Origin of the sequence: Sphingopyxis sp. H115, from assembly GCF_001468465.1 — a bacterium.
Taxonomy (GTDB): Bacteria; Pseudomonadota; Alphaproteobacteria; order Sphingomonadales; family Sphingomonadaceae; genus Sphingopyxis.
On the sequence record NZ_LNSA01000032.1, the window covers coordinates 39,507 to 48,584 of the forward strand.

Consider the following 9,078-nt stretch of genomic DNA (forward strand, 5'->3'; position numbering starts at 1 on the left):
CCCCGCTCCAGAGTCGAAAGGCCCGGCAGACCTCATGAACATCCACGAATATCAGGCGAAAGAACTGCTCGCGAAATTTGGCGTCGCGGTGCCCAAGGGCATCGCCGCGATGAGCGTCGAGGAAGCCGTCGCCGCGGCGAAGCAGCTTCCCGGGCCGTTATATGTCGTGAAGTCGCAGATCCACGCTGGCGGCCGCGGCAAGGGCAAGTTCAAGGAACTCGGCCCCGATGCGAAGGGCGGCGTCCGCCTTGCCAAGAGCCTCGAAGAAGTCGAGGCGCACGCCAAGGACATGCTCGGCAACACGCTGGTGACGATCCAGACGGGCGAAGCCGGCAAGCAGGTCAACCGCCTTTACATCACCGACGGCGCCGACATCAAAAAGGAATATTATCTCGCACTTCTCGTCGACCGCGCCACCAGCCGCATCGCGGTGGTCGCCTCGACCGAAGGCGGGATGGACATCGAGACCGTCGCGCACAACACGCCCGAGAAGATCCACACGATCGTCATCGATCCCGCCACCGGGTTGATGCCGCACCACGGCCGCAGCGTTGCCGCGGCGCTCGAACTCGAAGGCGATCTTGCCAAGCAGGCGGCGAAGGTTCTTTCCGGCCTCTACAACGCGTTCCTCGCCACCGATGCCGAGCAGATCGAGATCAATCCGCTTGCGGTCTGCGAGGGCGCGAATGGGGACGAACTGCTGGTGCTCGACGCGAAGCTCGGCTTCGACGGCAATGCGATGTTCCGCCACAAGGATATCGCCGAACTTCGCGACCTGACCGAGGAAGACCCGGCCGAGGTAGAAGCGTCGGAATATGATCTCGCCTATATCAAGCTCGACGGCAATATCGGCTGCATGGTCAACGGCGCGGGCCTCGCGATGGCGACGATGGACATCATCAAGCTGAACGGCGCCTTCCCGGCGAACTTCCTCGATGTCGGCGGCGGCGCTTCGAAGGAAAAGGTCACCGCGGCGTTCAAGATCATCCTCAAGGACCCGGCGGTCGAGGGCATCCTCGTCAACATCTTCGGCGGCATCATGAAGTGCGACATCATCGCCGACGGTATCGTTGCGGCGGCGAAGGAAGTGAATCTCTCGGTCCCGCTCGTCGTTCGCCTCGAAGGCACCAACGTCCAGCAGGGCAAGGACATCCTCGCCAATTCGGGCCTGCCGATCGTGGCGGCGAACGATCTTGGCGACGCGGCAAAGAAAATCGTCGCGGAGGTCGCCAAGGCGGCGTGATAACAGATTAGACCCTCTTCCCTAAGGGAGAGGGTTGCGGAGACTTGCGAGCTTGCTCGCCAGTCGAAGCTGGGTGCGGGGTATGCGAGCCTAAGGCTAGCGCGAAGCTTCGCTTCGCTCCCCCTCATCCAAGTCCGCCTAATCGCCTGCGGCGATAAGGCTCCCTATCCTTCGCCCTTCAAGGGAGAAGGTAATCGGGGACTGCTGGTTGACGTTTACGTAAACGCCAATTATGGCGCAGTGCACAATTTGCTGAGAGGAGCTTTGAGCCCATGAAAATCCTCGTCCCCGTGAAGCGGGTGCTCGATTACAACGTCAAGCCGCGGGTGAAGGCCGACGGCACCGGCGTTGACCTCGCCAATGTGAAAATGTCGATGAACCCGTTCGACGAGATCGCGGTCGAAGAAGCGATCCGCCTCAAGGAAAAAGGCGTCGCGACCGAGATCGTCGCCGTCAGCGTCGGCCCGGCAAAGGCGCAGGAAACGCTGCGCACCGCGCTCGCGATGGGCGCCGACCGCGCGATCCTCGTGCAGACCGACGATGCCGTCGAGCCGCTCGCGGTCGCAAAGATCCTGAAGGCGATTGCCGACGGTGAACAGCCCGGCCTTGTCATCCTCGGCAAGCAGGCGATCGACGACGACAACAACCAGACCGGCCAGATGCTTGCCGCGCTGACCGGCTGGGCGCAGGGCACCTTCGCCAGCGCGGTGAACGTCGAGGGCGACAGCGTGAACGTCACGCGCGAAGTCGACGGCGGTCTCGAAACGGTAAAGCTGAAGCTTCCGGCGATCGTCACCACCGACCTTCGCCTCAACGAGCCGCGCTACGCCTCGTTGCCGAACATCATGAAGGCGAAGTCGAAGCCACTCGATACCAAGACGCCCGCCGACTATGGCGTCGACACCGCGCCGCGCGTCAAGACGGTGAAGGTGTCCGAACCGCCCGTCCGCTCGGCCGGAATCAAGGTCGCCGATGTCGATGAACTGGTTGCCAAGCTGAAGGCGATGGGAGTGCATTCATGAAAACGCTCGTTTGGGTCGAACATGACGGCAGCGCCGTCAAGGATGCCACGCTCGCCGCGGTGACCGCCGCGTCGAAGCTCGGCGAAGTCCATCTGCTCGTCGCCGGTGAAGGCGTCGAGGGCGTTGCCAAGGCGGCGTCGGAAATCGCCGGTGTCGGCAAGGTGCATGTCGCCGACAACGTTGCTTTCGGTCATAACCTGCCCGAAAATGTCGCGCCGCTCGTTGCCGAGCTGATGGAGTCGCACGACGCGTTTGTCGCGCCCGCCACGACAACCGGCAAGAATATCGCGCCGCGCGTTGCCGCGCTGCTCGACGTGATGCAGATTTCGGAAATCCTGTCGGTCGAAGGTCCGAAGACCTTCACGCGTCCGATCTACGCCGGCAACGCGATCGCGACCGTCGAATCGTCGGACGCCAAGCTCGTTCTTACGGTCCGCGGCACCGCCTTTGAAAAGGCTGCCACTTCAGGTGGTTCGGGCACTGTGGAAGCCGTCTCGGCCGGCGGCGACGCCGGTATATCGAGCTTCGTGGGCGCCGAAATCGCCAAGCAGGATCGTCCCGAACTGACCTCGGCAAAGATCATCGTCTCGGGCGGCCGTGCGTTGGGTTCGAGCGAGAAGTACGAAGAGGTCATCGTGCCCTTGGCCGACAAGCTTGGCGCGGCGCTGGGTGCATCGCGCGCCGCAGTCGATGCGGGCTATGTCCCCAACGACTATCAGGTCGGCCAGACCGGTAAGATCGTCGCTCCCGAAGTCTATTTCGCAATCGGCATCTCGGGCGCGATCCAGCATCTCGCGGGCATGAAGGATTCGAAGACGATCGTTGCGATCAACAAGGACGAGGACGCCCCGATCTTCCAGGTCGCCGACTTCGGTCTCGTCGCCGACTTGTTCAGCGCCGTGCCCGAACTGACGGGCAAGATCTAAACGTCCGTCCATATGGCCGGCAATCATCCCGGGGTGCCCGGATTGGGCGACGCACCGTTCAACGCCGGTGGTCGCCGGTCCGCGCGCCCGGGTGCCGGGCGCGAGGTTGACGACGACAACGGCATTGGCGACGACGATGTCCACGGCCGCGCCCTCGTCCTAGCTAGCGTTGCGCGCGATGCGCGGCTCAACCAGAAATTCCTGCTGCTGATCACGCTGTCGGCGGCGATCGCCACGCTGGGCCTGCTGCAGGGTTCGGCGGCGGTCGTCATCGGCGCGATGCTCGTGTCGCCGCTTCTCGGCCCGATCATGGGTGTCGGCTTCGGCCTCGCCACGCTCGAAAGCAATCTCATCAAACGCTCGCTGATCACGATGGCGGCGGGCATGGCGGTCGCGGTGATCGTCGCGATGCTGATCATCTGGCTGTCGCCAATCAACGACGTCACGCCCGAACTTCGCGCACGGACCCAGCCGACATTGCTCGACCTCGGCGTCGCGGTCGTCGGCGGGATTGCCGGCGTCTATGCGATCATGCGCAAGCTGTCAGGGGTGATGGTCGGCGTCGCGATCGCGACTGCTCTCGTTCCCCCACTCTCGACGATCGGTTTTGGCCTCGCGACCGGTCGCTTCGATTTTGCGCTCGGTTCGGCGCTGCTCTTCCTCACCAATACGCTCGCCATCGCTTTCGCCGCGACGATCGTCGCGCGCGTCAATCGCTTCGGGCCGTCGCTGACCGCGCAGCATACGATGATGCAGGTCGCGGGGATCGTTGTGACGCTGGGCATATTGTCGATCCCGCTCGCGCTCTCGCTCAACGGCATCGTCCGCGAGATCGGTGCGCGCAACGCCGTGCAAACCGAACTCGACCGGTTGCTCGACCCCAGCGACCGCGTCGACAGCCTTAACGTGCGGATGGACGGCGAGGATGTTTCGGTCGACGGCGTCGTGCTGGTTGACCAATATGCCGCGCAGCTCAATCCCGATCTGGCGCGGCAGGTGCAACGCAAGCTCAAGCGGTCGGTGCGGGTCAACATCGTCCAGCTCCGACAACAAACCAACGCTGCGGCGCAGGTCGAGGAGCAGCTCAATCGCCGCCTTACGACGCTCGAACAGCGCGAAGGCGACAGCCGCGATATCATCGCGGGGCTGACTGTTGGCGAATTGGTGCCGCGCGAGCAGGTGCTGGTCGACGCGCAAGCGCGCCGCGTCGTTGTCCAGCGCGACCGCGAGGCCGAAGGCGAACAGGTCGCCGCGGCGATCGACCGCATCATGGCGTCGGTGCAGGCGAACTATCCGCAATGGCTGATCCAGAACGGCGCGCTGACCGTTGCGGAAGCGCCGGCTGCAGAAGCCTCCCCGGCCGAATAGCCTTCCGCAGACCTATTCGGGTTGACCTGCGGCGCCCGATCGCATGGGATGGGTGGCGATCGGCGAGAAACGGCGGGCAGGGGGAGGCGATATGCGCGGCAAACGACTGGCACTGGCGGTGATGATGGCGTGCGCGGGATCGGTGGCGGTGGCGCCGCTAAGGCTATCCGCGCAGACGGCGACCCCCGAAGTGGTAAAAATCGACAAGGCACGGATCGACGCGGCGCTGAAGGCGATGATCGCCGATGGTCGCGCCGCGGGTACGTCGGCGTTGATTTGGCAGGATGGACGCGAGGTCTATTACGGCGCGGCAGGCATGGCGGACCGCGTCGGCGGGCGGCCGATGGCGCGCGACACGATCGTCCAGATCTATTCCATGACCAAGCCCGTCACCGGCGTCGCGCTGATGCAGCTTTGGGAGCGGGGCAAGTTCGGGCTCGACGATCCGCTGGCGAAATATCTACCCGAATATGCGAATATGCGTGTCTATGCGGGCAAGGATGCGGAGGGGCAGCCGCATTATGTGGCTGCCGAGCGCCCAATCAGCGTGCGCGATATCCTGCGGCACACCGCCGGATTCGCCTATGGCGCCGGGCCGACGCCGGCGCACGACGCCTATGTCGCGGCCAACCCGCTCGCGCTGACGATCCCGCTCGCCGAGGCGAGCAAGCGGCTTGCCGGCGTGCCCCTTCTCTATCAACCGGGGGCGCAGTGGGAATATAGCATCGCCGTCGATGTGCAGGCGGCGCTGGTCGAGACATTGTCGGGCGAGCGCTTCGCCGACTATGTTCGCACGCATATTTTCGAACCGCTGGGGATGGCCGACACTGCGTGGCGCCAGCCCGATGCAAAATTGCCCCGCTTTGCGGCGATGAATATCAAAACCGACGGCAAGCTTGTCCAGCAGGACACCGCCACCGCGCGCAAGCTCAATTTCGAGGACCATGCGTTGACCCCGGGCGGTTTCGGTCTCGCGTCGACCCTTGATGATTATCAGCGCTTCGCGCGCATGTTGCTGAACGAGGGGGAATTGGGCGGTGCGCGCATCCTGAAACCCTCGACCGTGCGGCTGATGGCGACCGACCAGCTCGATCCCGCGATACAGGACCGCGCCTGACTGCCTGGCAAGGGGGCTGTCGGCTTCGGTTTCGACTTCGCCGTGCGCAAATCGCCGCCGCAGACCCCGCAAGAAAATCGCGGCGCGGTTGGCGAATTTTTCTGGGACGGTGCCGCCTCGACCCTGTTCTGGGTCGATCCCGCCAATCGGCTGACCGCAGTCTTTTTCGTCCAGACGATGCCTTATGACGGCACGCTCCACCGCGATTTCCGTGCGGCGGTGTATGGCCCGGGGTACAAGGGGCCGCCCGGAGATTCAATTCGTACGCTGATGCCCTTGCGCACAGGGGTTTCTCCTTTAACAATTGAGCGATGAAGCGAAATTCCATTCGGGTGAAGGCGAGCCTGCTCGCGGCGATGCTGTCGGCCTCGGTCGTTCCCGACGATGCACTGGCTGTCGAAGCAGACCCGCAAGGCGGCTGGGAAGTCGACTATGGCAAGGCGAGCTGCCGGTTGATCCGCCATCTGGGTGCCGCCGCACCCGGCCACCGCATCGAGATTGAGCGCAATTGGGCCTTCGACGGCTATCGCTGGGCGCTTTTGGGACCGACTGTCCACACTTTGGGCGCCGCCCGCTCGGTCGATGTGGCGCTTGGGGCGGAGCCTCCTCGGCGTTTCAAGGCCTGGGGGGAGAATGAGATCCGATGGCATGACGAAGAGGGACGCCTATTCGCTGCGCTGCAGAAGAGCGATCGCATTGGCTTAACCAGTCCGAAGCGATTCGAGATCACAGCCAGCCTTCCGAAAACGGTAGAAGCCGTCCGAGCACTGGAGGCGTGCGAAGACGATCTGATGAAGAATTGGGGCGTCGACGCCAGTCAGTTTCGCGCTCTTCTCACGACGCCGCAACCTGTTGGGCAGTTCGGTCGGTGGGTGACCAACGATGACATCACTCGCGACGACGTTGCCAATCGCCGGGAAGGCAATGTCACCTTCCTGTTGAGGGTTGATGCGACGGGTAAGGTGACCGGTTGCCGCCCCATCGAGAGTTCTGGTCATGCCATACTCGACACCCGGACGTGTGTACTCCTGTTGAAGCGCGCGTCGTTTAAACCCGCGCGCGATGCGGCGGGGCAGAACGTGCCGAGTTTCTATATCAACCGGACCATGTGGCAGCTGCCGCGCTGACGCGTCATCGTCCTGTCATCGACTTGCGCTTGAGGCTCGGGACTTTGGTGCGCTAGTCTGCGCGAAGCCGTTCAGGAGATTGTCGATGTCCCAACCCGACAAGCGCGCGCTGCTCGCCGAGGGGCTGGCGCTCGGCGAAGAGGATGCCGCGCTCCACGCGCGGCTGACCGGTGCGGGCGTTTCGGCGGCGGCGGCGAAATATGAGGTCGACCGGCTCGCGAAGGATCCGATGGTGGCGATGCTGCGGCGGCAGGCGGCGCGCATGGCCAAGCAGGATTGGCTGTTCGCCAACCAGCGGCGGCTCGCGCTCGAAGCCGATGGCGGCTTCGCCCTCGATATGCTCAACCAACCCGATCCCGATCATTTCTATCGCCATTATTATGAGGCAAACCGGCCGGCAAAGATCGCCGGACTCATCGACCATTGGCCCGCGCTGGCGCGCTGGTCGCTCGACCATTTCGCACGAGTTGCAGGCGACTCGATTGTCGAGGCGCAGGTCGAGCGGGAACGCGATCCCGATTATGAGCTTGCAAAGGACGACCATCGCCGTCTCGTGCGCTTCGCTGAACTGATCGACTGGCTTCGCAAGGACGAGGCAAGCAACGACATTTACCTCACCGCCTATAACAGCGGCACCAACGCCGCGGCGCTCGCCCCCTTGTGGGACGATATGGTGCCGATCGACCTCCTTGACGGGACGCGGACGCACGACGGCTTTTTCTGGCTGGGCCCCAGAGGCACGCTCACGCCCTGGCATCATGATCTCACCAACAACCTGCTCGTGCAGGTGGTCGGGCGAAAGCGGGTGCGGATGGCGCCGCCATGGGCGTTCGCGCGGATGAAGAACAGTCGCCATTGTTTCTCCGATTGGGGCAATGAAGCGCTGCCCGCCGGCGAGGGCGACGCCGCGATGCCGCCGGTCCTCGAAACGGTCATCGGCCCCGGCGAGGCGATTTTCTTGCCTGTCGGCTGGTGGCATCAGGTCGAAGCGCTCGACCTGTCGGCCAGCGTGAGTTTCACCAGCTTTCGCCGGCCCAATGCGCATGTCGAGGATTATGTGTCTTATGGGGTGATATAATGGCCCTAATCCGAGAGCGGCCAGACCGACATCGTCTCAGATCTCGTATCAGGGAATAGCCCAGCGAACCCGGTTGGAGTAATAGCTGACGGTCGGCTGCCCATTCGCGCCGAGCGCGGGCTTGAACTGGGCCCGCTGCTTCAAGAGCAGGCAGGTTCGTTTGTCGAGCATGTCGAAGCCCGACGATGAGGTAATCTGGCAGTCGCTGACCGATCCGTCCGGCGCCACCGTCATGCGAAATCCGACGATACCTTCCATGCGCTCTCGCCTTGCCGTCGGAGGATAGTCAGCGTCGGTCGCCCAATAGCCAGGATTATTGGCGGGTACGGGTGGCCGTGTCTGCTCGCGATAAGCTCCGGCCTCGATGCCTTGGATAGAAGCAACCTCGTCCTGACAGTTTCGAAGCGCGTTCAGTGCTTTTTCGGCGCCAGGTATCGGCAATGTGACGGTGAAGCCATCGGCGGCATCGAGGCGAAGCGGCTGATCGCTTGGCATCGGTCCTTCGAGGCGATCGTCGAGATTCCAGCGTAGCAGATGGTCCTGTGATCCGGCTGCAGTTCCGGTATTCACATCAATTTTCAGCGGCAGGGTGTGACCGGGCAGCAGCAGGTTGGCGGCGCCTTCTGTAAGCTGCGCGGGCACGGCGGGTCCCGCGAGAATCATGTCGAAATGTACGGAAAAGATATCAGGCTTGATCTGTAGGACCATGTATCGGTCGCCTGACTGGAATCGGCGAAGCAAGGTGCATTGCTCGCGCTGCTGGTTAAGTTGCCACGATCCATGGGGTTCCCACGTCGCTGGCGCAGCCAGACCTTCGGCGGGTAGAACGATGGCGCTGATCGCAAGGCAATTGCAGGGAATGCGCATCATCAACCAACGCTACCAATCCCTTGGGGAAGGAGCAAGAAATACCCTTTCTTATCAAATCCTCCTTGCAGGGCGTAAAAATACTTACATCATTAAGTAATGACCGATCTTTCTGAAACGCTGTCCGCCTTCATGACCCGCGTTGCCGGCCCCGGTTCTTTGTCGAACCTGGTTCGTTTGTCTGGCGGTGCGAACATGGAGAGCTGGTCGTTCGACTGGGGCCTGGGGGGTGAGGGTGCTGGTGGTGCGGTTGCGGGTTATGTTCTGCGGCGCGCGCCGTCGGCGGCTTATATGGCGGATCGACCGTTCGGCCATGGCGACGAGGCGGCG

The 9,078-nt window shown here is 63.2% G+C and carries 9 protein-coding genes and 1 pseudogene; 9 read left to right on the plus strand and 1 reads right to left on the minus strand.

Annotated elements, in window-relative coordinates; all coding sequences use genetic code 11:
• Positions 1-34: 34 nt before the first annotated feature.
• From sucC to ATE71_RS18205, 8 genes are all read left to right on the plus strand, one after another.
• Positions 35-1,243, plus strand: coding sequence for an ADP-forming succinate--CoA ligase subunit beta (gene sucC / locus ATE71_RS18175; protein ID WP_058804756.1), 1,209 nt, complete (start codon positions 35-37; stop codon positions 1,241-1,243).
• Positions 1,244-1,515: 272 nt separating this feature from the next.
• Positions 1,516-2,265 carry an electron transfer flavoprotein subunit beta/FixA family protein gene (locus tag ATE71_RS18180; RefSeq protein WP_058804757.1) on the plus strand — a complete coding sequence of 250 codons (750 nt, stop codon included), beginning with the start codon at positions 1,516-1,518 and terminating at the stop codon, positions 2,263-2,265.
• Positions 2,262-3,191, plus strand: coding sequence for an electron transfer flavoprotein subunit alpha/FixB family protein (locus ATE71_RS18185; RefSeq protein WP_058804758.1), 930 nt, complete (start codon positions 2,262-2,264; stop codon positions 3,189-3,191). Before ATE71_RS18180 ends, ATE71_RS18185 begins: the two co-directional genes overlap by 4 nt.
• 12 nt (positions 3,192-3,203) lie before the next feature.
• Positions 3,204-4,559: a DUF389 domain-containing protein gene (locus tag ATE71_RS18190; protein ID WP_058804759.1), complete on the plus strand. Its 1,356-nt coding sequence runs from the start codon at positions 3,204-3,206 to the stop codon at positions 4,557-4,559.
• A 91-nt stretch (positions 4,560-4,650) separates the two neighbouring features.
• The gene (locus ATE71_RS18195) at positions 4,651-5,676 is read left to right on the plus strand and encodes a serine hydrolase domain-containing protein (RefSeq protein WP_201022982.1); all 1,026 of its coding nucleotides are present in this window, start codon (positions 4,651-4,653) and stop codon (positions 5,674-5,676) included.
• A gap of 42 nt (positions 5,677-5,718) precedes the next feature.
• Positions 5,719-5,991, plus strand: a complete 273-nt coding sequence (locus ATE71_RS23110) for a hypothetical protein (protein WP_201022983.1) — start codon at positions 5,719-5,721, stop codon at positions 5,989-5,991.
• A complete protein-coding gene (locus ATE71_RS18200) occupies positions 5,988-6,803 on the plus strand; it encodes an energy transducer TonB (protein ID WP_082665295.1) in 816 nt (271 codons plus the stop codon). Before ATE71_RS23110 ends, ATE71_RS18200 begins: the two co-directional genes overlap by 4 nt.
• Positions 6,804-6,888: 85 nt before the next feature.
• Positions 6,889-7,881 (plus strand): cupin-like domain-containing protein, encoded by a 993-nt coding sequence (locus tag ATE71_RS18205; protein WP_160328063.1) that lies wholly within the window; start codon positions 6,889-6,891, stop codon positions 7,879-7,881.
• Between the two features lie 48 nt (positions 7,882-7,929).
• On the opposite strand, the gene ATE71_RS18210 is transcribed toward ATE71_RS18205, so the two are convergent.
• On the minus strand, positions 7,930-8,751 hold the full coding sequence (locus ATE71_RS18210; protein ID WP_152998839.1) for an energy transducer TonB: 822 nt from the start codon (positions 8,749-8,751) through the stop codon (positions 7,930-7,932).
• Positions 8,752-8,847: 96 nt separating this feature from the next.
• Here ATE71_RS18210 and ATE71_RS18215 point away from each other — a divergent pair.
• Positions 8,848-9,078, plus strand: a pseudogene (locus tag ATE71_RS18215) (phosphotransferase family protein); the annotation flags it as partial.

Bases quoted from the DNA above. Each gene is read 5' to 3' on its own strand.
- sucC (WP_058804756.1), top strand. From the start codon at position 35: ATGAACATCCACGAATATCAGGCGAAAGAACTGCTCGCGAAATTTGGC.
- ATE71_RS18180 (WP_058804757.1), top strand. From the start codon at position 1,516: ATGAAAATCCTCGTCCCCGTGAAGCGGGTGCTCGATTACAACGTCAAG.
- ATE71_RS18185 (WP_058804758.1), top strand. From the start codon at position 2,262: ATGAAAACGCTCGTTTGGGTCGAACATGACGGCAGCGCCGTCAAGGAT.
- ATE71_RS18190 (WP_058804759.1), top strand. From the start codon at position 3,204: ATGGCCGGCAATCATCCCGGGGTGCCCGGATTGGGCGACGCACCGTTC.
- ATE71_RS18195 (WP_201022982.1), top strand. From the start codon at position 4,651: ATGCGCGGCAAACGACTGGCACTGGCGGTGATGATGGCGTGCGCGGGA.
- ATE71_RS18200 (WP_082665295.1), top strand. From the start codon at position 5,988: ATGAAGCGAAATTCCATTCGGGTGAAGGCGAGCCTGCTCGCGGCGATG.
- ATE71_RS18205 (WP_160328063.1), top strand. From the start codon at position 6,889: ATGTCCCAACCCGACAAGCGCGCGCTGCTCGCCGAGGGGCTGGCGCTC.
- ATE71_RS18210 (WP_152998839.1), bottom strand. From the start codon at position 8,751: ATGATGCGCATTCCCTGCAATTGCCTTGCGATCAGCGCCATCGTTCTA.